We start from the raw sequence: 18,727 nt of genomic DNA, 5'->3' as shown, positions 1-18,727 counted from the left end.
AGCGCCACGCGGCGGAGACTACCCGCCGTACGGCGGGTGCCGCGACAGGGGGCCGAACGGCGCGAGCGGGTTTTAGATCCGCGTTACGCGCCCGCGGCTATGGTGACCCGCGACGACGTCTCGGGGAGCGGTCTCGGGAGTGCCCATGTCACAGCGAAAGGTGAAGCGCATGCGCGCCGCGATGCGGCGCGAGGAAGCCAGGCGGCGCGAGCAGCGCAGGCGGCTCAGGCGCAAGATCATGTATGCGGCCGCCGGAGTGGTGGCGGTGGTGGCCGTCGCGACGGGAGTGCTGGTCTTCGTCTCCTCCGGAACGCCGGACACGGTGACGCCGGTCGCGAACGCCTCGCCGCAACCGTCCTCTTCGGTCATAGGACCGGCCAAGCCGGAGGCCACGAGTTCGGCCACGCCATCGGGGTCCGCGTCCCCCGAGGCGCCCGCGTCGCCGTCCGCCGGCGCCTCGCCCAAGGCGACCGCGTCCGGCCGATGACCCGGCCCGGAGCGCCGGGCCAGGCCCGCTGACCGGCCGCCGGGGTTTCCCGGGCCATGACCGGGAGCCCGGTGGGGGGGATCCATCGGGACAGAGGCGGGGCGCACGTGCCCGCCTCCTCCCGTACGCGGCCGGGCGCGGGGGTGATCGGCGGTGGCCGCGGTCGGCGGCCTGGTCGTCAGGCCGCCCGCCCGCCGTACGCCGGGATGCGCCGAAGGCGTTCAGGTCACCAGCCCGCCGCCCGCTCGCGCACCATCCGGTCTGCCCTCAGCAGACATATCGACAGGTAGCGGGGTCGCGGCGGATACAACTGCGCCATGAGTGTTTCACCGAGCACGAGTTACCGGGATCGGCTGAACGAAAGGCTGTTCCAGCAACGGACCCTGCTGCTGACCGGAGAGGTCGACGACGAGATGGCCGAGCGGGCGTGCGCCGAGATGGTGCTGCTCGCCTCGGCGGACCCCGAAAGCGACATCATCCTCTACATCAATTCGCCGGGAGGGTCGGTGCTGGCCGGGCTGGCGATCTACGACACGATGAAGCTGGTGCCGAACGACGTCGTCACCGTCGCGCTGGGGATGGCGGCGAGCATGGGCCAGGTGCTGCTGGCGTCCGGCACGCACGGCAAGCGGATCAGCCTCGCGCACAGCCGGATCATGATGCACCAGCCGTCGGCCGGCATCGGCGGCACGGCGATCGACATCTCCATCCAGGCAGAGAACCTCAAGTACATGAAACGGCAGTCCGAGGAGATCCTCGCCGCGGAGACGGGCCGCACGATCGAGGAGATCGCCGCCGACAGCGACCGGGACCGCTGGTTCACCCCCGAGCAGGCCCGCGACTACGGGATCATCGACTCGATCGTCGACTCCTTCCAGGCCATCGCGCCGTACGCCGTTTCCAACCGGATGGGGTTCACGTCATGAGCCAGTACACGATTCCGTACGTGGTCGAGAAGACCCCGGTGGGGGAGCGGTCGTTCGACATCTTCAGCCGGCTGCTCAACGAGCGGATCATCTTCCTCGGCACGGAGATCGACGACGGCGTCGCCAACGTCGTGATGGCACAGTTGCTGCACCTGGAGGCGGAGAGCCCGGACCAGGAGATCAACCTGTACATCAACTCCCCGGGCGGCTCGTCGACCGCGATGCTCGCGATCTACGACACCATGCAGTTCATCCGCGCGAAGGTCGCGACGTACTGCATGGGCCAGGCGGCCTCCGCCGCCGCGGTGCTGTTCGCCGCCGGCGCCCCCGGGCGGCGTTTCATGCTCGGCCACTCCCGCGTGCTGCTCCACCAGCCGTCCACGCAGGGGCAGGGCACCATCTCCGACCTGACCCTGCAGGCGGCCGAGGTGCTGCGCGTGCGCGCGCAGACCGAGGAGATCCTCAGCCGCCACACCGGGGTGGAGGTCGCGCGGCTGCGCGAGGACACCGACCGCGACCGCATCTTCACCGCCCGAGAGGCCGTCGAGTACGGCCTGGCCGACGAGGTGATCAGCGCTCGCGAGCCGTCGTAGCGCTCACGCCGCCAACAGCTCCACCCGTGGCGTGCCGGACGGCCTGCCGGTCGCGATCCGCCGCGACGCCGTGATCCGCCGGACGGCACGGGTGAGCAGGTGCTCGATCGGCAACCCGAGCGCGTCGCACACCGAGTGCAGCATCTCCGACGACGGCTCCTTGCGGCCGCGCTCGACCTCCGACAGATACTGCTTCGACATGCCCACCGCACGCGCCACGTCGTCGAGTGTGCGGTCCTGGTCCAGCCGCTCGTCGCGGAGGATCTCCCCGTACACCGTGCGCAGCAACGGGTCAGAGCCGTCGGGAGTCGCTTTGCCGCGCTCCTCGGCGGCCCGGCGCGTCCGGATGTCGATGACCACTGGTCGGCCCGATGCTGCCATGCCTCGCAGTCTGGCACGCCGGGACGTACGGCGGACCGCCTGTTCGCGCACAGATGAGCGAGTGCCACCTCCCCGGGCCGCCAGGGCGACCGGCGGCCCGGGAGCGCGGGCGGCTCCTCGTGTCCTCCGGCGTCAGGCGAGCCGGTGACCGCCCAGGGAGATCTGCGACTCGGGCATCGGGGCGAAGAAGTCGAAGTTGGGCGGCGGGCCGACCCGCCGCTCCAGCGTCTTCACCACGTGCCTGACGTCGTCGTCCGGGCCCGCGAGATAGAGGGGCTTGCCGTCCTTGCCGAACGTGATGGCCGACTTCTCGTCCCAGGTGCCGAGGTGGCCGGCCGTCGCGGCGAAGTCCGCCGTCGGCTCGAAGCCGAGATCGCGGGCGTAGTCGACCGCGCCGAAGACGAGGTGCCGCACCAAATCGAGCGGCGCCTCCCGCCGGCCCCGCGGGTAGATCCGGAAATACCTGGTGAGGAAGCGGTGCAGCTCCACTTCGTTCATCACGTCGGGGCCCAGGGCGTGCTTGACGCCGAGGCAGTAGACGTCGACGAGGTAGGCGCAGGCCGACAGCTTGTCCCAGCCGTGCTTGCGCGCCACGATGACGCTCACCGTGCCCGCCGTCTCCTGGCCGTCCGGGGCGTCGTCCGCCCAGCCGGTCGTGTCCGGGATGGTCAGCCCCTCGCTCCAGCCCGCGTTGATCCAGCACCCCGCGACTTCGGGTTCGGCGGCCTGCCCGCCCGTCTGCTCGGCCACCGCCCTGATGTACGGCGCGACCGCCGCAGGCGCCATGCCCAGGGCCCGGGCGATCTGCTTGGGGGAGTTGCCCTGTCCGCGCAGTTCGCGGACCTTCTCCAGGATCGAGCTGTCCATAGGGCCTGAAGCCTATCGGCTATCCCTGCCGTGCCGGGGTCCGGAAGACCTGGCGGCCGTGCCACTCGATGTGGCTCGTGTCGACAGAGTCGAGACCGGCGTGGGGAACCCGTGCAGGCCTGCCCGTTCGCCCAGCAGCGTGCAGCGGCGGAGGTTCGCGAAACGCTCGACCCAGTCCATGACCGACACCATAGGGTGATCTAGACGCCGGGGACTGGAGGAAGGTGTGGACGAACAGCGGCTGGTGCGGGTCTCGAAGTACCTCGCCAAGCACCTGCGCCACCAGCCCGAGCGCATCGGCATCGAACTCGACGCGCACGGCTGGGTGGACATCGACGTGCTGCTGACGGCGGCGGCCTCGAACGGGTTCCCGATCTCGCGTGCCGAGCTGGAGCAGGTGGTCGCCGGCAACGACAAACGGCGATACGTGATCGGGGGTGATCGCATCCGCGCCAGCCAGGGGCACTCGGTGCCCGTCGACCTCGACCTGCCGGTGGCCGAGCCGCCTCCGGTCCTCTACCACGGCACGGTCGCCCGGAACGTCGAGCCGATCCGCGCGGAGGGGCTGCGGCCGATGGCCCGCCATCACGTCCACCTGTCGCCGGACCGGGAGACCGCCACCCGGGTCGGCGCACGCAGGGGGAAGCCGGTCGTGCTCGTGGTCGACGCGGGCGCTATGTACGCGGCGGGGCATCACTTCCGGGTGAGTGCCAACGGCGTCTGGCTGGTGGACCACGTCCCGCCGGACTTCATCCGCTGGTGAACGAGCAACCGATGAAGGCGGGCATGCCGTCATATTCAGCGTCCGAGCCCTTCTCGCCCGCCCGGGCGGCCAACGATCCTCTGCTGCTGCGGTAGCAGCCGCCTCGAATGCCCGGTCATCCTGCTGGCGGTGTGCCCCGAGGCGTCGGTCGCCCGCTGGTGCGCCCGCCCGATCGAACTCGGCCACCCCGGTCTGGTCCTCAAGCCGCTGGTCGCGGGCACCAACGAGGTGCCGGTCATCACCGATCCCGGTCAGGCGGCCGAGGACATCGAGCTCGCGGTGCTCTCGGCGATCCACCACGCCGCCACGCCGGAGGGCCCCGAGATCCTCAACGCCCTGTTCGCCGCGCTGCACAATCTCGACCGGGACCTGGGGGTATGTACGCTGACATGGTTCGTGCGGCGCTGCCTCGAGAGGTCTGGGATCACTTGGAGGAGCACTTGAAGAGCGAGACTTACGAATACCTCAGCGACTGGGCCCGCGAGAACATCGCCAAGGGCAAGGCCGAAGGCATAGCTGAAGGTAAGGCGGAGGCGATCCTGACGGTCCTGTCGGCCCGGGGTATCGAGGTGTTCGACGACTTTTCCGAGCGGATCCGGAAATGCCACGATTTCGATCGTCTGAATTCCCGGCTCCGGGCAGCTGCCACGGTTGACTCCTCCGACGAGCTGCTCGGCGACATCTCCTGACCCGGCCCGGCTGGGTTGTCGTGACCCCGCCGAGCCGGGTGTCGGGCGGGCCTACGTACGGAGGAAGACTTCGTCGAGATGCCACTCGATGGATTCCCGGTTCGGCCGGTCGCGGGGCCGGTCGGGGACCGCGATTTCCTGCCCGGCCCGCCGGTAGAACTCCTCGCCGTTGCCGAACTCCTCGCGCAGGCGCGGGCTGACCAGTAACCGATGCTCGGGGTCGACCGCCAGATAACCGCGGTCGAAGAGCGTGTGCACGTCCGAGCGGAGCAGGAGCCCGTTGTCCAACCGGTGCTCGCCGCCCTTCGTGACCGGACGGATGTGTGCGGCCTGCAGGACCGGCCTGATCCGGTCACCGGTGATCGCGCAACGCCGTTCGTATGCATGGAGGACGACGGCCTGGAACGCCTGCTGACCGAGCCTTCGTGGAGCCATCCTGGGGTCGCCGAAGACGGGCCCGTCGCGATGCCACGGCTCGGACAGGTCGACGTCCCCGCCGATCCCGGCCCGGTTCAGCAAATCGTAGAAGTAACCAGCGGCAGGGTGAACGGCAAGGTCGTAGCTCTTGCCCTGCACGATGTTCGAAGCGAAGCCGGGCGGTGGTCCGGCGACACGATCCTCGGGATAGAAGAAGACGTCGCGGATGATGACGCAGCCGATGACCGGGTCCTCGCCGAGCATCATCGGTCGGCTGCGGTATTTGCCCACCTGCTGACGCAGTTCTCCCAGGCTCACGGCGCCGTTTCCCTGCCCGAAGAACTCCCAGGCCTCGGACACTCGGAGAGGCGCGAAGCCGCTGAAGAACCCACCGCCGACCACGCGGTTGTGCGGATGGTGCGTTTTGAAGAAGAACGGCTCGCCGTGGTCGATCGCGCGGAACTCCCGTCCGCTGGAGGGCCGCCAGAAATTGACCTCGCTCAGGTCGGGACGTCCCGCCAGAAAGCGGTACCACCTGTCGTCGGTCACCCCGACGTACACCTTCACGGAGGTCATTGTGCACGTTCGTGATCAACTGTGCCAGGGCGTCGCAACGTAGCGGAATCAGCCGCGAGCAGAAGCCGGGCTCGATGAGGTGGTGGGCATAGGAGGAGGCCAGATGGTGATCGTAAGTTCTCGCTCGTGCCGGAATGATGCTTGTAGAGTGCCGGGCTGGCCGGGAGAACGGCGCAGGCCGTGAAGGCGAAGGCCGAAGGCTGATCCGGGTTGCCACGGCTTCCGGGCGGCCGGATGGGGCGGAGGCGTGGATCTCCTCGAAGGGATCGCCACCGGATCGACGGCAGGGAGGCCGGCCCAGGGAAGTGGGGTCAGCGGGGGACGATCGGCAGCGTGATGTACGAGTCGGGGAAGACCTTCTGGTGCTGGACGACCATGTCCGCCTCGGTCGCCGCGCTCCGGCCGGTGCCGGGGTTGCGGTCGAAACGGGGGAAGTTGGAGCTGGAGATCTCCACCCGGATCCGGTGACCGGCCTTGAAGACCTGGCTGGTGGCCACCAGATCGATGACGAACGTCCCGGACGGCTCGGCGACGCGGACGATGCCGTCGATCACGCTCATCGCCCGGCCGTCGGGATGGACGTCCACGAGCTTGGCCGTCCAGTCGGTCGAGGCGGCGGAGGTCTCCGCGTGCAGGGTCACCGACACCGGGCCCGTCACCTCGACGTCGGAGGCGAGCACCTCGGTCGAGTAGCAGAGCACGTCGGGCCGCCGCTCCACGTCGCGCTGGTCCTGCGGGCCGACGTTGGTGGGATCGGCCAGCAGGGTCGGGCCGCCGACGGTCGGGACCGGGTCGCGCGGGTCGAAGGTGAAGGTCGCCGGCTCGTACGCCGAGGGAGGCTCGGGGGAGAGGAGCCCGCCGGTGTGCAGGTAGTAGGGGGTCTCGACGGCGCGCTCCAGCGGCCAGGTCTCCTCGTCCCGCCAGACGTCGTCGCCCATCACGAAGATCTTCACGGCGGGGCCGGTGTCCTCGCCCTTCAGGAACGCGAGCTCCCGCTGCTCCAGCCCGATCGCCTGCCCCGAGGCGGCGGCCCCGAAGAACAGCCGCCCGGTGCCCGCGGCGCCCGGCGCGAGGTGGGACCAGGGGCCGATGACCAGAGGACCACCGAGACGGCGGTGGTTTTCCAGCGTCCCGCCGAGGAACAGGTCGAACCAGCCCGCCACGTGCATGACCGGCACCTCGATGCGGTCGTGGCGCAGGGTATCGGCCAGGTCCTCCCAGTAGGCGTCGCGTTCCACGTGCGAGGTCCAGTCGCGCCACCAGGGGATGCCGGGGATGTCGCCGACCGGCAGGGTGCGTGCCGCGGCGTCCTGGTCGTGCAGCACGGGAAGGACCACGGCCAGACCCGGGCCGGCGTCCTCGCCCGCCTCGGCGGCGTGCAGCAGGCTGAGCATCGCCTGCAGCGCACCCCAGTTGAGTGCCGAGCCCAGGGCGAAGGCCCCGCCGTGATACTTGAGGCCGTCGTGGAAGTCGTGTGGCGTCATGGAGGCGACCACGGCCTTCAGCCCCGGCGGGCGGGTCGCCGCCGCCTGGAGGGCACACCCGGCGAGGTAGGACATGCCGCTCATGACGACCTCGCCGTTCGACCAGGGCTGCGCGGTGATCCAGGTGATCGTGTCGTGGCCGTCGGCGCCCTCGTCCGCCCACGGCCGGAACTCGCCGTCGCTGCTCCCGCGCCCCCGGCAGTGCTGCAGCACCACCGCGAACCCGGCCCGCAGCGCGGGCGTCACCGGCGCCGTCCGCAGCGAGTCCTCGCCGTACGGCGTGCGCATGAGCAGCGCCGGGAACGGGCCGCCGTGGGCCGGCCGGTGGACGGAGCCGCGCAGGACGGTGCCGTCCCGCATCGGCATCGGGACGTCGTGCTCGACGGTGACCGGAAACGGGGAGCGGTCGAGCTTCGGCATGGGGCTCCTCAGGACGAGGTCAGGTCAGGTCAGGGCGTAGGCGTCGTAGCGTACGGCGGTGGCCACGCGGGCGGCCGAGGCCACGGCGAGGGTGCGGTTGAGCCACAGATATCGATCGTCGCCCGTCTCGAAGCGGCAGAACAGCCGGAAGTAGTACTCCGACGGGTCCACGTCTTCGCCGCGCCCGAGGCGGTCGAGCACCTCGGGGGAGCCGTGCCTGACTCCGCTGGTGGTGATGTAGATGTGCGCGCCGTCGTGGGTGCGCAGCGTGTAGCGCGTGTCGATGCTGATCATGCCGTCGGCGTGGACGACCTGCCAGTCGGCCCCGCCGGGCAGCACGGTTCCCGACAGGCGGGGACCGTCGAACGTGCCGCCCACGATGTTGACCACACGGCGGTGGCCCCAGTGCGAGTCGCCGAGGTCGAGCACGGGATCGAGATCCACGTGGAAGGTGGCGAGCGGTTCGAGGTTCACGAGGTGGCACTCCGATCTACGCTCCACGAGGGGCGTTCGCTGAGCGAGGCGGGGTCGAATCCGGCGGTCCGCTTGTAGGAGGCGGCGATCTCCGCCCGCTCCTCGTGGGGGATGACCTGCTCGATGTCGTCGAACCCTTCGGGCGCCCGCTCGTGGGCGAGCTTCATGACGACCTCCGGGCCCATCTCGCGGTTGGACAGCTGAAGCGCCGTGGTGGCCGGCCGGCGCAGCTCCTCGTACGCCGCCAGGTCGCCCTGGGCGAGGGCGTACGCCAGCACGCGGGCGTCGATGATCGCCTGGGAGGCGCCGTTGGAGCCGATCGGATACATGGCGTGCGCCGCGTCGCCGAGGAGCGTGATGCCGTCGAAGGTCCAGCGGGGCAGGGGGTCGCGGTCGACCATCGGGTACTCGTACGCGGTCTCGGCCCCGGCGATGATCCCGGGCACGTCGAGCCAGTCGAAGCGCCAGTCGGCGAAGTGCCTGCCGATCTCGGTCAGGTCGGCCGGGCGGTTCCAGTTCCCCCGGTCGGGGGCCTCGCCGTCCAGCGGCCGCTCCGCGATCCAGTTGATCAGTGTGCGTTCGCCGGTCTCGATGGGGTAGGCGACGAACTTCTGCGTGCCGTCACCGGCCATGATCATGGACCGGCCGGTGAGGAACGGCTCGCCGTAGGTGACGCCCCGCCACAGGACCAGGCCGTTCCACGGCGGCGGACCCTCATCGGGGTAGAGATGGGCGCGCACGGCCGAGTGGATTCCGTCCGCGCCGATCAGCAGGTCCTCGTCGCCGGGACCGGTGATCCTGCTGCCACTCCGCACGGAGTCCGGGCCGAGCCGCTCGACGACCGCCTCCAGCAGGAGCATCTGGAGCGTCCCGCGATGGACGGAGTATTGCGGCCAGGCGTAGCCCGCGGCCAGTCCCCGGGGCTCGGACCAGATCGGCGTGCCGTAGCGGTTGAAGTAGGCCAGTTCGGCCGTGGCCACGCCGATCTCCGCCAGCCGGTCGGCCAGCCCCAGCTCGGTCAGCTCCCGTACGGCGTGGGGGAGGAGGTTGATCCCGACGCCCAGCGGCCGGATCTCGGGGGCGGCCTCGTGCACGGTCACGTCTTCGAACCCGGCCGCGTGCAGGCTGAGCGCGGCGGTCAGCCCGCCGATGCCTGCTCCGGCGATGACGATGCGCACGAGGGCCTCCGGGGAGAAATGAGGAGAAGTCGTTATGGCCGAAACAATATTCACGGCACTCCTGCGGCTGCGCAAGACTTGACCGATGGACAGCGAGCCCGGCATCCGGCCGGATTCCGGCGCGGCCACGCCACCCGACCTGCGGTACGCCGCCTACGCGCGCGAGCGCCTGGCGGAGATGACGCCTCCGGCCGACGCGGAGGCGTTCGCGCTGGCCTATCACCTGCTCCAGCTCGCCTACGTGCTGGTCACCGACCTGGAGACCCTTATCCACCGGCCGCGCGGTCTGACGCTGCCCGGTTTCCGGCTGATGTTCAAGCTCTGGCTGCTCGGCCCCACCCAGCCCGTACGGCTCGCCGAGATCTCCGCCATGTCGAGGTCCGCGGTGACCAACGCCGTCAACACCCTCGAACGCGGCGGCCTGGTCGAACGGCGACCGGTGCCCGACGACGGCCGCGCGGTGGTCGTCGCGCTGACCGAGGCGGGCGAGGCGGCCGTGCGTGAGGCATTCGCCGAGCAGACCCGCAGGGAGCGGGAGTGGTTCGCCTGCCTCGGCCCCGCGGAGCGCGAGCAGATGACCGCCCTGCTGGCCCGCATCCTCCATACCCGCCCGGCGGATCTTCTGTAGCCAGGGACGAACATCGGAGGGGACGAACCGGGGCAGTTGTCCAGAAGCTACGCGTACAGTTCTCGCAGGCGTCCCCCGGGACGTGCCCGCTTCATCGTGAGGACCGTACCAGTGGCCGTTTCCGAGCAGTTCCCGCCGTTCGAGGCACCGGACGACGCCGCCGCCGGGGACGAGCCCGGTGCGGAGCCGGACCCGTTCCCGGGCGACACGCACTGGTACGACCTGCCGGACGACGACGCCGCGCCGGAGGAGGACGAGCCCCTCACGCTGGTGAGTCGTCTGCGGCGCGCGCTGCGAGCGCTCTGACGCGCTTCCCCGAGGGCGGCGGGTCAGCCGTCGCGCCGCCGGGTCGCGGCGTCGGCGAGCAGCCCGAGCCCGACGCCCAGCATCCACACGTCCTTGCTGATGCCGATGCCCGCCGGGGTCGGCCAGATGCTGCCGGGCTTGTGCAGCGCGGGCGTACGCAGGTAGAGCGCGACCAGGCTGCCGGAGAATCCGGTGAGCGCGGCTCCGGCGAGCGCGGCGGGCACGAACGGCGTCAGGAGAGCCACGCCCGTCGCGATCTCGGCCGCGGACAGCAGTTTGAGGAACCGGCGCGGCGGGATGTTCTTCAGGAACGGAAAGGCGTTGGCGGCCGTGCCGTGGAGCCCGGCGGCCTGTTCGTCGCCGCCCTTCCACTTCTCCAGGCCGGAGTGCAGGATGTACGCACCCGTGGCCACCCGCCCCGGCACCTCCCGGGCCTTCATGAACTTCATCGACACTCCCGTCCGATCTGGTGTGTTATGTCCGGCCGCGACGATACTCGCCCGGCGGGCGACCCCGGTGTCCGGGGCCCTCGGCAGGAGACGGCCTCAGCGCCCTCAAGCGGTGATCGTGTCGAGCAGTTCGAGCAGGTGGTGATACGTCTTCCCGGTGGCGCGGGTCATGCCGATCTCGCACGTACGGTTGACCGACGCGTGCGCGGCGAAGCCGCCCTCGGCCACCGAGGCGGCCTCGGCGCGGGTGGCGGAGGCGGTCAGCTCGGGATGCAGCAGCCCACGGTCGCCGGCGAAGGCGCAGCACTGCCAGCCGTCCGGGACGACGACCCGCTTCGCGACCACGCCGGCGATCTTGGCGATGGCCGCGTCGAGACCGAGCCGGGTGGACGAGCAGGTCGGGTGGAGGGCCAGCGAGGCCAGCCGGCGGTCCTCCGGCGGCTGCGGCAGCCGCGGCAGCACGTGGTCGGCCACGAAGGTCACCGCGTCGAGCACCCGGACGGCGGGCGAGGCCGCGCCGGTGGCCGGTCCGGACCCCGCGGCGGTCAGCCGTTCGAACCCCTCCGTGCACGAGGCGGCGTCGCTGACGACCGGAAGCCTGCCGCCGTCGGTCGCGGTCAGGAGCGCATCGCGCACCCGGCGGCGCATGACCTCATAGCCGTCGCCGAAGCCCTTCGAGGACCACGGGGTGCCGCAGCACAGGCTGCCGACGCCCTCCGGCACGTGCAGCCGCAGGCCGGCCCGCTCGGCCAGCCGCAGCAGCGCGGCCATGACGCCGGGCCCGCCGTCGGCGGGGGCGAACATGGTGTTCAGGCACGACGGCACGTAGACGGCGTCGGCCTCGCGATGCGGCGCCGCGCGCCGGGGCGTGCCGCCGCGCGGCAGGGCGCGGCTCCACTGGGGAACGGCGTCCGGGCTCACGACGGCGCGGGCGGCCCGGCCGGCGCCCTCGGCGAGCCGGGCCGGGGACGCGGCGGCGATGTCCATCGCGAGGTCCATGGCCCGGGTCACCGCGTCCCAGTGCTTCGCTGCGGACTTCCAGCCCGCCCGCGCGGTGCGGCCGTGCCGCTCGGCGCGCAGGCGTTTGGTGAGGTCGCCGGTGTTGATCAGGACGGGGCAGGCGGTGGCGCACATGCCGTCCACGGCGCAGGTGTCGATGGCGTCGTAGCCGTACTCCTCCTCAAGCTGCCGGGCGAGGGCGTGGTCGCCGGCCGCTTCGGCCGCGGCCAGCTCGCGGCGCAGCACGATGCGCTGGCGCGGTGTGGTGGTCAGGTCGCGGCTGGGGCAGACCGGTTCGCAGTAGCCGCACTCCACGCACCGGTCGACCTCGGGCTCGACGGTGGCGACGGGCTTTAGGTCACGCAGGTGCGCCTCGGGGTCGTCGGTGAGCACGACGCCGGGGTTGAGCGTGCCGCCGGGGTCGCACAGCCGTTTGACCTCCCGCATCACCTCGAACAGCTCCTCGCCGTACTGGCGGCGTACGAAGGGGGCCATGACCCGGCCGGTGCCGTGCTCGGCCTTGAGCGTGCCGCCACGCGACAGCACGGCGTCCACCAGGTCTTCGGTGAAGTCGGCGTAGCGCCCCAGATCGGTGCCGAAGCGCTCGTTGAGCATGAAGTGCAGGTTGCCGTCCTTGGCGTGTCCGAAGATCACGCTGCGCTCGTAGCGGTAGCGGTCGAACAGCTCGGACAGCTCGTCGCAGAGATCGGCCAGCGTGGGCACCGGGACGGCGACGTCCTCCAGCAGCGCGGTGGTGCCGGACGGCCGGGCCCCGGCGACCGAGGCGTACAGGTTCTTGCGGATGCGCCACAGGGCCGCGCGGCCGGCGCTGTCGCCGCTGAGCCGGGCCGGAGCGGCGAGATCCATCCCGGCGAAGACCTGCCCGGCCTCCCGCTCGCGCCGGGCGAGCAGCTCGGGGTCGGACTCCTGCCACTCCACCAGCAGCGCCGCGTGATCGCGCACCTCCAGCGTGCGCAGGACGTCGTCGGCGCCCGGGTCGGTCGCGGCCACCCGCAGCGATTCGGCGTCGAGCAGTTCGATGGCGGCGGGCCCGGCCGTGACGATCTCCGGCACGGCGGCCATCGCCTCCCGCAGCGTCGGGAAGACGATCAGGCCGGTCGTGGCGAGGCGGTGCAGCGGCACCGTCCGCAGCACGGCCTCCGCGACGAACGCCAGCGTGCCCTCACTGCCGATGACCAGGTGGGCGAGGATCTGCGCCGGGCTGTCGTGATCGAGGAAGCTGTTCAGGCCGTAGCCCATGGTGTTCTTGATGGAGAACTGCGCCTTGACCCGGCGTACGGAGTCCGGATTGCCGCGGATCCGGTCGCGCAGCCGTTCCAGCCCCTGGGCCAGGTCGGGTTCGAGGGCGTGCAGGCGCGCGTCGGCGTCGGGCGCGCCGGTGTCGATCACGGTGCCGCTGGGCAGCACCAGCGTCATCGACTCCAGCGTCCGATAGGTGTTGGCGTGGGTGCCGCAGGTCATGCCGCTGGAGTTGTTGGCGACGACCCCGCCGATCGTGCACGCCGACTCGCTGGCCGGGTCGGGGCCCAGCCTGCGGCCGTACGCGGCCAGACGGGCGTTGACCTGCCGCAGCACGGCGCCGGGCTGCACCCGCACCCGCTCACCGCCGTCGAGCACCTCGACACCCCTGAAGTGGCGGCGGGTGTCGACGAGCAGATGACTCGTGATGCCCTGCCCGGACAGGCTGGTGCCGCCGGAGCGGAAGGTCAGCGGCAACCCGGCCCGCATCAGCGCCGCCACCTGCGCGGCGCTTTCCGGCACCACGACCGCCTGCGGCGTCAGCAGGTAGTGCGAGGCGTCGTGGGCCATGCCCAGCCGGTCGCTCACCCGGGACCGGGTGATCGCCGGCACGGCGGCCTCCACCGCCGCCAGCACGGCGGGGTCCGCCGGGGCGATGCGGTGGGGGGGATCCACGTGGATGAGGCTCATGATGTGAACGCTTCCGTCCGGGGCGGCGCTGCGCCCCCTCTATCGCCGAGGGTCGATGTGGATCTTCGGGCCCGGGCCCGCGCCGGCCGGGCGGCGCCCCGCCAGCACACCGGCGGCGTCGTCCAGGCCGACGGTGGCGGCCACGAGCGGGCGGGCGTCGACCGACCCGTCCGCGTACGCCTCGATGGTCCCGGCCAGACCGGCCGATCCGCTGAGCACGCCGACGGCGGTGACGTCCCTGAGCGCGAGGTCGCGGGTGTCGATGCGGCTGGGAGACCCCGCGAGACCGACATAGACTACCCGGCCCGCGGGCCTGACCAGGTCGAGCGCGAGCGCCGGCAGGTCCGCCGCGTTGGACGCGTCGACCACGGCGTCCCACCGTAGTGACGGCAGTGACGCGCGGGTCCACGCGCCCGCGAAGCCGAGGTCGCGGGCCGGCCGGAGCGTGGGCTCGTCGCGGCCCATCAGGTGCACGTCGGCGCCCCTGGCCCGCGCGAGCAGCGCGACCAGCAGGCCGATCGTGCCCGTGCCCAGCACCAGCAGCCGGTCGCCGGGGTGCACGGCGGCCCCACGTACGGCGCGCAGGGCGCTGCCGCCGGGTTCGACCAGCGCGCCCAGCGTCGCGTCGATCGTCTCGGGCAGCGCGTGCAGCGCCCCCGCCGGTACGGCGAGCCGCTCGGCCAGCGCCCCCGGGAAGCCCCGGCGGATGCCGATCTCCGCCCGGTCGGGACAGACGTGCTGCAGCCCGTCACCGCAGAAGCGGCAGCGCCCGCAGCCCAGCATGGTGTCGCCCGTGACCCGGCGGCCCAGCCAGCCGGGGTCGACGCCGTCCCCGAGTGCCGTGACGACGCCGCACCACTCGTGGCCCGGACGCAGCGGATACCAGGCGTGGCCGGAGTGCAGATAGCTCATCTCGCCGGTGAACAGCTCCACGTCGGTGCCGCAGACGCCGACCCGCTCGACGTCGACGACCACCTGCCCGGGCGCGGCGACCGGTGGTTCGACGTCCACGACCTCGGCCCTGCCGGGGCCGGTGATGACCAGTGCCCGCACTACCGGACGCCGGGGACGGGCGCGACGGCGCCGATGCCGGGGTGAGGCAAGGTCGTGTCTCCTCGGGAAGGATGAGGATTCGTCATCGCGGCGGAGCCCAGTAGGGCGTCGCCAGGCCGCGTACGCCCACCCGGGCGGTGAACAGGTGCCCGGACCCGGGGTGTTCGGCCACATCGACGTCGTTGGTGGACGTGGTGATGACGAGGACGTCGAGGTCCGGCCCGGCGAAGGCGGGGCAGGTGACGTTGGGCGCGCCGACCTCGACCACGGCGAGCAGGCGGCCGCCCGGATCGCGGCACTCCACCCGGCCGCCGCCGAAGAACGCGATCCACAGGTTGCCCTCGGCGTCGGCGCACATTCCGTCGGGCATGCCACCGGTGAGCCGGAACAGTTCCCGCCGCGGCCCGGTCCGCCCGGTGGCCGGGTCGTAGTCACGCTCCCACACCACGTGCGGCGTGCTGTCGATGCTGTAGAGGCGGTCGCCCTCGGGGCTCCAGGCCAGGCCGTTCGACAGGGTCAGGTCCTCATCGAGGAGGACGCAGTCCGTGCCGTCGAGGCGGGCCAGCACCTCCTGGCCCTCCCGGTCGTCCAGCGCCATGCTGCCGATCAGGAAGCGCCCGGCCGGGTCCACGGCGCCGTCGTTGAGCCGGCTCGGCGCGCCGGGCGGCAGCACCCGGGCCAGCTCGGTGCGGCGGCCCGCGGCGTCGACCCGGGTGAGGACCTCGCGCTCGGCGACGACGAGCTGCCCGTCGGCGGATACGGCGACCGCGCCCACCGTGTTGCCCACCGTGTTGCCCGCCGCGGTGCCCGCCGCGCCGAAGGTGTGCGCGGCGGTGGCGGTGATCGTGCCGGTCTCGGGGTCGAGCCGTCCCTCGTGTACGGCTCCCGCGTTGATGTCCACCCACAGCAGGCGCTGCCTGACGGGGTCCCACACGGGGCCCTCCCCGAGGGCGTACACCTCGCCGGAGGCCCGGGTGGCGGCGAACTGCCTGGTCATAAGGCCTCCCGGTCGGCGGGGATCGCGTGGACGGACGGCGGGCCGCCGGGAACCGCCCGCGGCGGAGCGAGCGGAAGCAAGGTCATGTTCCGGATACTAGAGCCGATTTCGGGCGGGAGAAAAGGTCCTCCGGGATCTTTCGGGCGGAAGAAACGGCGGGTCGGCCTCACGCGGGCTCGCGAGCCTGCCGTTCGTCTTGCAGGCGACGGCGGTATGGGCCCGCCAGAAGGCGCCACGTTACCGTGGTGTCGTAGGAGCCGGTGATGGTCGCATTCAAGGGGAGCGAAGATGATCGCCACCGCTCGAGAGGTCAAAGATCGGGTGATCGCGGCTCTGAACGATCACGATATTGAAGTGGTAATGCAGTATTTCGCCCGAGACGCCGTCTATGTCGGGCCGGTGGGCCCGGCCGAGGGACGCGAACAGATCGCCTGGTACTTCGAGCACCTGCTGCAGGCCTTCCCGGATCTGCAGATCACACCGTGGTGCAAGGTCCCCGCGTGTGATCCGGCCGTCTCGGCCGTCTCCGAGTACGTCATGACCGGTACGCATCTCGGGCCGCTCCTGCTACCCGGTGGATCGATGCTGGAGGCGACCGGCCAGCGCATCGCGGTCCGCGGCGCGGGGTTGTGCACCATCGAGAACGGGCTGATCGTCAGCGACCGCGACTATTACGACCAGTTGGAGCTCTTCAGCCAGCTCGGCCTCTGCCTGCCGGAGGCCGTCGCCTGACGCCCTCGGCCCTGGTCTGCCGTCCCCCATAGCGACCGGGTCGTGCCGGCGCGCGCCGTCTGCCCGCCGTTCCGGCTCATGGTTCACGGGCCCATCGACCCATGCCTCGGCTCCTAGGCTGATGACAGTGACTGACATCGGTGCTACGTTGATGGCAGTCACTGACATTGCTGGAGGCGGGCGAGCACTTCTCCTGGCTGGGCGGCATGATCGGGCTCGACTCCCCGGCGACGAGCGCACTGACCCGTGAACTGCTGGGGTGGCAGCCGGTGCAGCCGGGGCTGATCGACGACCTCGACAAGGGCCACTACTTCCGCGCGAAGTGACCATCGTGAAGTGACCCCGTGAAGCGACCGCCGAGCGATGAGCGGTGGCAGGAGACCACGCGGGCGCGCCAGGTGCGGATCCACAAAGCGGGGTCGTCAGAGCGGGGTCGTCAGAGCGGGGTCGTCAGAGCGGGGTGGTCAAAACAGGGTCGTCAGAGCGAGGTCGTCACAGCCGTATCTTCATAGCGGGATCGTCAGGGCCGGGGGAGGGTGATGGAGGTCGCGATGTGCCCGCCGCGCACCGTCCACCGGCCCGGCAGGACGTCCGTCCCGACGGCCGGGTCCGCGGCCAGGAGCCGGGCGCGGAACGTGCCCGAGGGCTCGATGTCCACGACCGCCTCGGAGAAGTCGAGCCAGCGGCGGGTCAGCGGGAACCACACCTTGTAGACCGACTCCTTGGCGCTGAACAGGATCCGGTCCCAGCAGACCTCGCCGTCCGCGTCGCTCATCACCCGGAGGGCGGCGATCTCCCCGGGGGAGGCGATCGTGGGAAGGACCCCGTCCGGGAGGGGTTCGTGCGGTTCCGCGTCGATGCCGACGGCGCGCGCGACGTCGGCGGAGGCGACGGCCGCCGCGCGATAGCCCGAGCAGTGCGTGATGCTGCCGACCGTGCCTGCGGGCCAGATCGGGGCGCCTCGCTCGCCGCGCGGGATCGGCACCGGCGCAAAGCCGATTCGGGCGAGCGCGAGCCGGGCGCAGTGGCGTCCGGTGACGAACTCCCGCCGCCGCCGGTCGACGGCACGTGCGATGAGCGGTCTCTCCTCCGGGAACAGCGTGTCCTCCGGCACGTCGCCGAACTTCTCGGCCGACGCCACCCACGAGGGCAGGATCTCGTCGATCATGCGGCCGTCCCCGGCGCCGTCGACATCTCCTCCACCGCCGCGGCCATGTGTGGAGAGTACAGATCCCCGCGCCGCAGCGGAAGATCGATTCAGGCGCCGTACGGCCTGCCGTCCGGGCAGTATGAGGCCGGTGACGGAAGGGGGACGTCCGCTAACGGCGATCCGGGACGGCCGGATCCGTCCCCGCGCGCTCCTCGCGGCGGTTCCGGTACGCGCTCGCGCCCACGGCGGCCACGAGGCAGGCGCAGATGACCACGAGCGACAGCCACACGGGGATCTTGTACACGTCCGCCAGGAGCATCTTCGCGCCGACGAACACGAGGATCGCCGCGAGGCCGAACCGCAGATAGCCGAACCGGTGCATGGCCCCGGCCAGCAGGAAGTACATCGCCCGCAGCCCCAGGATCGCGAACGCGTTGGAGGTGAAGACGAGGAACGGCTCCGACGTCACGGCGAAGATCGCCGGAATCGAATCGACGGCGAAGACGATGTCGCTGGTCTCCACCGCGACCAGGACGGCCAGCAGCGGCGTCGCGGCCCACCGTCCGCCCGTCCGCCCGTCCGCGTCCTGCCGTACGAGGAACCGCTGGCCCTGGTAGGAGCCGGTGACGGGGACGATCCGGCGCATCGCGCGCAGCACCAGGTTGCGGTCGGGGTGCACCTCGATCGCCGAGTGCCTGGCCATCTTCACGCCGGTGTAGAGCAGGAACGCCCCGAAGGCGTACAGGATCCAGTGGAAGTGTTCGAGCAGGACGGCGCCCGCGCCGATGAACCCCGCGCGGAAGACCAGCGCGCCGAGCACGCCGAAGAACAGCACGCGATGCTGCAGCTCGCGGGGGACCGCGAAGTACGAGAACAGCAGCGCGATCACGAAGACGTTGTCGACGGCCAGGGATTTCTCGATGAGATAACCGGCCAGGTATTCCCCGCCCGCCTCGGGCCCCCAGACGAGCCAGACCACGGCCCCGAAGCCGAGTCCCAGCGTGATCCACACGCCCGACCAGCCCAGCGCCTCACGGACGCCCACCACGTGGGCCCGGCGATGGGCGAACAGGTCCACGGCGAGCATGGCGAGGATGACCGCCAGGACCGCGGCCCAGACCCACAGGGGTACGGACATCGTCAACCTCCTCACCGCCGCGTGGGCGGGCTAGGCAGGTCGACGGTCTCCCCGTGCCACCGCCAGCGGT

Annotated in this window: 22 protein-coding genes and 1 pseudogene; 10 read left to right on the top strand and 13 right to left on the bottom strand. The window is 71.4% G+C overall.

Annotation, left to right across the window (positions count from 1 at the left end; translation table 11 throughout):
* Positions 1-145: 145 nt before the first annotated feature.
* The 3 genes from FLV34_RS14710 to FLV34_RS14700 all read left to right on the top strand — a co-directional run bounded on the left by FLV34_RS14710 (position 146) and on the right by FLV34_RS14700 (position 2,006).
* Positions 146-487 carry a hypothetical protein gene (locus tag FLV34_RS14710; RefSeq protein WP_142646893.1) on the top strand — a complete coding sequence of 114 codons (342 nt, stop codon included), beginning with the start codon at positions 146-148 and terminating at the stop codon, positions 485-487.
* A gap of 317 nt (positions 488-804) precedes the next feature.
* Positions 805-1,413: a ClpP family protease gene (locus FLV34_RS14705; protein ID WP_142646894.1), complete on the top strand. Its 609-nt coding sequence runs from the start codon at positions 805-807 to the stop codon at positions 1,411-1,413.
* A complete protein-coding gene (locus FLV34_RS14700; protein WP_142646895.1) occupies positions 1,410-2,006 on the top strand; it encodes a ClpP family protease in 597 nt (198 codons plus the stop codon). The genes FLV34_RS14705 and FLV34_RS14700 overlap by 4 nt, the downstream gene beginning before the upstream one ends.
* A gap of 3 nt (positions 2,007-2,009) precedes the next feature.
* Here FLV34_RS14700 and FLV34_RS14695 read toward each other — a convergent pair whose 3' ends face one another.
* From FLV34_RS14695 to FLV34_RS43380, 3 genes and pseudogenes are all read right to left on the bottom strand, one after another.
* Entirely contained in the window at positions 2,010-2,387 is a 378-nt protein-coding gene (locus tag FLV34_RS14695; RefSeq protein WP_147943349.1) for a helix-turn-helix domain-containing protein, read from the bottom strand.
* A gap of 132 nt (positions 2,388-2,519) precedes the next feature.
* Positions 2,520-3,254: a helix-turn-helix domain-containing protein gene (locus FLV34_RS14690; protein WP_147943348.1), complete on the bottom strand. Its 735-nt coding sequence runs from the start codon at positions 3,252-3,254 to the stop codon at positions 2,520-2,522.
* 19 nt (positions 3,255-3,273) lie between these two features.
* Positions 3,274-3,378, bottom strand: a pseudogene (locus tag FLV34_RS43380) (restriction endonuclease); the annotation flags it as partial.
* Positions 3,379-3,480: 102 nt separating this feature from the next.
* Between FLV34_RS43380 and FLV34_RS14685 the strand changes: the two are divergent.
* From FLV34_RS14685 to FLV34_RS14675, 3 genes are all read left to right on the top strand, one after another.
* On the top strand, positions 3,481-4,017 hold the full coding sequence (locus FLV34_RS14685; RefSeq protein WP_147943347.1) for an RNA 2'-phosphotransferase: 537 nt from the start codon (positions 3,481-3,483) through the stop codon (positions 4,015-4,017).
* A 129-nt stretch (positions 4,018-4,146) separates the two neighbouring features.
* Complete coding sequence (locus FLV34_RS14680; RefSeq protein ID WP_142646899.1) at positions 4,147-4,461, top strand: hypothetical protein; 315 nt, start codon at positions 4,147-4,149, stop codon at positions 4,459-4,461.
* Positions 4,458-4,706: a hypothetical protein gene (locus FLV34_RS14675; protein ID WP_147943346.1), complete on the top strand. Its 249-nt coding sequence runs from the start codon at positions 4,458-4,460 to the stop codon at positions 4,704-4,706. Before FLV34_RS14680 ends, FLV34_RS14675 begins: the two co-directional genes overlap by 4 nt.
* A gap of 51 nt (positions 4,707-4,757) precedes the next feature.
* Here FLV34_RS14675 and FLV34_RS14670 read toward each other — a convergent pair whose 3' ends face one another.
* From FLV34_RS14670 to FLV34_RS14655, 4 genes are all read right to left on the bottom strand, one after another.
* The gene (locus FLV34_RS14670) at positions 4,758-5,699 is read right to left on the bottom strand and encodes an HNH endonuclease (protein WP_142646901.1); all 942 of its coding nucleotides are present in this window, start codon (positions 5,697-5,699) and stop codon (positions 4,758-4,760) included.
* Positions 5,700-6,010: 311 nt separating this feature from the next.
* On the bottom strand, positions 6,011-7,603 hold the full coding sequence (locus tag FLV34_RS14665) for a CocE/NonD family hydrolase (RefSeq protein WP_142646902.1): 1,593 nt from the start codon (positions 7,601-7,603) through the stop codon (positions 6,011-6,013).
* 24 nt (positions 7,604-7,627) lie between these two features.
* Complete coding sequence (locus FLV34_RS14660; protein ID WP_142646903.1) at positions 7,628-8,077, bottom strand: DUF3237 domain-containing protein; 450 nt, start codon at positions 8,075-8,077, stop codon at positions 7,628-7,630.
* Entirely contained in the window at positions 8,074-9,255 is a 1,182-nt protein-coding gene (locus FLV34_RS14655; protein WP_147943345.1) for a flavin-dependent oxidoreductase, read from the bottom strand. Before FLV34_RS14655 ends, FLV34_RS14660 begins: the two co-directional genes overlap by 4 nt.
* Before the next feature lie 85 nt (positions 9,256-9,340).
* Here FLV34_RS14655 and FLV34_RS14650 point away from each other — a divergent pair, with 85 nt between their 5' ends.
* Together FLV34_RS14650 and FLV34_RS14645 are read left to right on the top strand one after the other, a co-directional pair.
* Complete coding sequence (locus FLV34_RS14650; protein WP_222709510.1) at positions 9,341-9,883, top strand: MarR family winged helix-turn-helix transcriptional regulator; 543 nt, start codon at positions 9,341-9,343, stop codon at positions 9,881-9,883.
* A 111-nt stretch (positions 9,884-9,994) separates the two neighbouring features.
* Complete coding sequence (locus FLV34_RS14645; protein WP_142646905.1) at positions 9,995-10,189, top strand: hypothetical protein; 195 nt, start codon at positions 9,995-9,997, stop codon at positions 10,187-10,189.
* Between the two features lie 23 nt (positions 10,190-10,212).
* Here FLV34_RS14645 and FLV34_RS14640 read toward each other — a convergent pair whose 3' ends face one another.
* From FLV34_RS14640 to FLV34_RS14625, 4 genes are all read right to left on the bottom strand, one after another.
* Positions 10,213-10,638, bottom strand: a complete 426-nt coding sequence (locus FLV34_RS14640; RefSeq protein ID WP_205830057.1) for a DoxX family membrane protein — start codon at positions 10,636-10,638, stop codon at positions 10,213-10,215.
* Between the two features lie 105 nt (positions 10,639-10,743).
* Positions 10,744-13,587 carry an FAD-binding and (Fe-S)-binding domain-containing protein gene (locus FLV34_RS14635; protein WP_147943344.1) on the bottom strand — a complete coding sequence of 948 codons (2,844 nt, stop codon included), beginning with the start codon at positions 13,585-13,587 and terminating at the stop codon, positions 10,744-10,746.
* Positions 13,588-13,626: 39 nt separating this feature from the next.
* Positions 13,627-14,640, bottom strand: a complete 1,014-nt coding sequence (locus FLV34_RS14630; RefSeq protein WP_222709509.1) for a zinc-binding dehydrogenase — start codon at positions 14,638-14,640, stop codon at positions 13,627-13,629.
* An 82-nt stretch (positions 14,641-14,722) separates the two neighbouring features.
* Positions 14,723-15,637: an SMP-30/gluconolactonase/LRE family protein gene (locus FLV34_RS14625; protein WP_147943342.1), complete on the bottom strand. Its 915-nt coding sequence runs from the start codon at positions 15,635-15,637 to the stop codon at positions 14,723-14,725.
* Between the two features lie 288 nt (positions 15,638-15,925).
* Here FLV34_RS14625 and FLV34_RS14620 point away from each other — a divergent pair, with 288 nt between their 5' ends.
* Both FLV34_RS14620 and FLV34_RS14615 read left to right on the top strand, forming a co-directional pair.
* A complete protein-coding gene (locus FLV34_RS14620) occupies positions 15,926-16,369 on the top strand; it encodes an ester cyclase (protein WP_205830058.1) in 444 nt (147 codons plus the stop codon).
* 167 nt (positions 16,370-16,536) lie between these two features.
* Positions 16,537-16,695, top strand: a complete 159-nt coding sequence (locus FLV34_RS14615; protein WP_222709508.1) for a hypothetical protein — start codon at positions 16,537-16,539, stop codon at positions 16,693-16,695.
* 194 nt (positions 16,696-16,889) lie between these two features.
* Here FLV34_RS14615 and FLV34_RS14610 read toward each other — a convergent pair whose 3' ends face one another.
* Entirely contained in the window at positions 16,890-17,537 is a 648-nt protein-coding gene (locus FLV34_RS14610) for a 4'-phosphopantetheinyl transferase (RefSeq protein WP_142646909.1), read from the bottom strand.
* A 151-nt stretch (positions 17,538-17,688) separates the two neighbouring features.
* The gene (locus tag FLV34_RS14605) at positions 17,689-18,657 is read right to left on the bottom strand and encodes a TerC family protein (RefSeq protein WP_142646910.1); all 969 of its coding nucleotides are present in this window, start codon (positions 18,655-18,657) and stop codon (positions 17,689-17,691) included.
* Positions 18,658-18,727: the final 70 nt, after the last annotated feature.

It is taken from the genome of Microbispora sp. CSR-4 (assembly GCF_008033685.1).
Classification (GTDB): domain Bacteria; phylum Actinomycetota; class Actinomycetes; order Streptosporangiales; family Streptosporangiaceae; genus Microbispora.
Note: the sequence above shows the minus strand (reverse complement) of the source record. Positions and strands in the feature narration are given on the sequence as shown.

What these genes read in the sequence shown, in the direction of transcription:
- FLV34_RS14605 (WP_142646910.1), bottom strand. Translation starts at nt 18,657, where the DNA reads ATGTCCGTACCCCTGTGGGTCTGGGCCGCGGTCCTGGCGGTCATCCTC.
- FLV34_RS14625 (WP_147943342.1), bottom strand. Translation starts at nt 15,637, where the DNA reads ATGACCAGGCAGTTCGCCGCCACCCGGGCCTCCGGCGAGGTGTACGCC.
- FLV34_RS14640 (WP_205830057.1), bottom strand. Translation starts at nt 10,638, where the DNA reads ATGAAGTTCATGAAGGCCCGGGAGGTGCCGGGGCGGGTGGCCACGGGT.
- FLV34_RS14695 (WP_147943349.1), bottom strand. Translation starts at nt 2,387, where the DNA reads ATGGCAGCATCGGGCCGACCAGTGGTCATCGACATCCGGACGCGCCGG.
- FLV34_RS14620 (WP_205830058.1), top strand. Translation starts at nt 15,926, where the DNA reads ATGATCGCCACCGCTCGAGAGGTCAAAGATCGGGTGATCGCGGCTCTG.
- FLV34_RS14665 (WP_142646902.1), bottom strand. Translation starts at nt 7,603, where the DNA reads ATGCCGAAGCTCGACCGCTCCCCGTTTCCGGTCACCGTCGAGCACGAC.
- FLV34_RS14610 (WP_142646909.1), bottom strand. Translation starts at nt 17,537, where the DNA reads ATGATCGACGAGATCCTGCCCTCGTGGGTGGCGTCGGCCGAGAAGTTC.
- FLV34_RS14670 (WP_142646901.1), bottom strand. Translation starts at nt 5,699, where the DNA reads ATGACCTCCGTGAAGGTGTACGTCGGGGTGACCGACGACAGGTGGTAC.
- FLV34_RS14710 (WP_142646893.1), top strand. Translation starts at nt 146, where the DNA reads ATGTCACAGCGAAAGGTGAAGCGCATGCGCGCCGCGATGCGGCGCGAG.
- FLV34_RS14690 (WP_147943348.1), bottom strand. Translation starts at nt 3,254, where the DNA reads ATGGACAGCTCGATCCTGGAGAAGGTCCGCGAACTGCGCGGACAGGGC.
- FLV34_RS14700 (WP_142646895.1), top strand. Translation starts at nt 1,410, where the DNA reads ATGAGCCAGTACACGATTCCGTACGTGGTCGAGAAGACCCCGGTGGGG.
- FLV34_RS14635 (WP_147943344.1), bottom strand. Translation starts at nt 13,587, where the DNA reads ATGAGCCTCATCCACGTGGATCCCCCCCACCGCATCGCCCCGGCGGAC.
- FLV34_RS14705 (WP_142646894.1), top strand. Translation starts at nt 805, where the DNA reads ATGAGTGTTTCACCGAGCACGAGTTACCGGGATCGGCTGAACGAAAGG.
- FLV34_RS14650 (WP_222709510.1), top strand. Translation starts at nt 9,341, where the DNA reads ATGGACAGCGAGCCCGGCATCCGGCCGGATTCCGGCGCGGCCACGCCA.